At 71.3% G+C, this 1,710-nt stretch carries 3 protein-coding genes; all 3 read left to right on the forward strand.

What is annotated here, in order from left to right; translation table 11 throughout:
* Positions 1-687, forward strand: a 687-nt coding sequence (locus tag F3J18_RS37205; protein WP_166917156.1) for an SDR family oxidoreductase, incomplete at its 5' end; no start/stop codon positions are given.
* A 97-nt stretch (positions 688-784) separates the two neighbouring features.
* Positions 785-1,312 carry a cupin domain-containing protein gene (locus tag F3J18_RS37210; protein WP_166917158.1) on the forward strand — a complete coding sequence of 176 codons (528 nt, stop codon included), beginning with the start codon at positions 785-787 and terminating at the stop codon, positions 1,310-1,312.
* Positions 1,313-1,338: 26 nt separating this feature from the next.
* The coding region (locus F3J18_RS37215; protein WP_166917160.1) for an alpha/beta fold hydrolase at positions 1,339-1,710 on the forward strand (372 nt) is incomplete at its 3' end.

Here is a 1,710-nt window from a genome sequence, read left to right on the forward strand (position 1 = left end):
GTCGACGCGCTCGCGGCGGCCGGCGCCAGCGTCGCGTTCGGCGACGTGCTGGTCGAGGCGGGGCAGGCGCTGGCCGCGCGTCATGCCGAGGCGGGCCGCGCGGTGTCCTTCTTCCCGCTCGACCTGGCCGATCCGGCCAGCGTGGCGCGCTTCGTCGCCGAGGCGGCCGGCGCGCTGGGCGGCATCGACGGGCTGGTCAACAACGCGGCCATCACCAACTCGGGCGGCCGCGACGCGGCCGAGCTCGAGATCGGCACCTGGGATGCGGTGATGGACGTGAACGTGCGCGGCGTGTGGCTGGCCTCGAACGCGGCCTATCCGCACCTGGCGCGCTCGGGACGCGGCGCGATCGTCAACATCGCCTCGGACACGGCCCTGTGGGGCGCGCCCCGGCTGCTCGCCTACGTGGCCAGCAAGGGCGCCGTGATCGCCATGACGCATGCGCTGGCGCGCGAATACGGCGCCGCCTCGGTCACGGTCAATGCGATCGCGCCAGGGCTGACCGAGGTCGAGGCGACTCGCTATGTGCCGGCCGAACGCCATGCCTATTACCTGCAGGGCCGCGCGCTGCCGCGCGCGCAAGGGCCCGAGGACGTGACGGGCCCGGTGCTGTTCCTGCTGTCGGACGCCGCGCGTTTCGTGACCGGGCAGTTGCTGCCGGTCAACGGCGGTTTCGTGATGCATTGACGCTTCAATCATCAGCATGCCGAATCGACGCGAACGGTCGATCCGGCGCTTCGGAAAATTGCGGACCCGAGGGTCCTGAAGTCTCTAGGAGAACACCATGGAGCAGCTCGATATCGAACGCAAGTCGTGGGACCAGCCCGCCGACGCGAGCTTCGCGGACTGGATGGAAGGGCGCGTCGCGCGCCTGTCCACGCGCCGCTACGACTGGGACGCGCTGAAGTTCCAGGCCGACTACGACCCGCAGTACCGCCGCGCGCAGATGCGCTACGTCGGCACCGGCGGCACCGGCGTGGCCAAGGACATGAACACCGTGCCGGCCGGCGGCTTCACCTTCTCGACCATGGTGATCCCGGCCGGCAATATCGGCCCGAGCCATATCCACGTCGACGTCGAGGAAATCTTCTTCGTGCTGCGCGGGCGCATCAAGGTGATCTGCGAGCGCGACGGCGAGCGCTGGGAAGCCGTGCTCGGCGAGCGCGACCTGATCTCGGTGCCGCCCGGCGTCTATCGCACCGAGATCAATATCGGCGAGGAGGACGCGCTGATGTGCGTGATGCTCGGCGCGGCCAAGCCGATCACGCCCACCTATCCGCCCGATTCGCCGCTCGCGAACCTGAAGCGTTGAGCGGGCACGGGACCAGCATGAGCAGCATGAGCGAAATCGATCCGCGCGGGGCCGAGGCAGAGGCCGGGCCCGACGCGGCCCTGGCCGCCCGGCTCGGGCAGTTTCCGGCGCGGCGCATCGCCATTCGCGAAGCCGGGCTGATCGGCTGGCGCGAATCGGGTCCAGCGGAAGGGGCCGGCGATTCGACGGCGCGCGCGGCGGCCGGCGAGCGGGCATTGCCGGTGGTGCTGCTGCACGGAATCGGCTCGGGCGCGGCCTCGTGGCTGGCCCAGCTCGACACGCTCGGCGTCTCGCGTCGCGTGCTGGCCTGGGACGCGCCCGGTTACGGCGAATCGACGCCGGTCGCGCCGGCCTCGCCGCTGGCGGCCGATTACGCGGCGGCGCTGGCCGGCTGGCTC

This window comes from Burkholderia sp. Ax-1720, from assembly GCF_011753035.1.
GTDB classification, from domain to species: Bacteria; Pseudomonadota; Gammaproteobacteria; order Burkholderiales; family Burkholderiaceae; genus Burkholderia; species Burkholderia gladioli.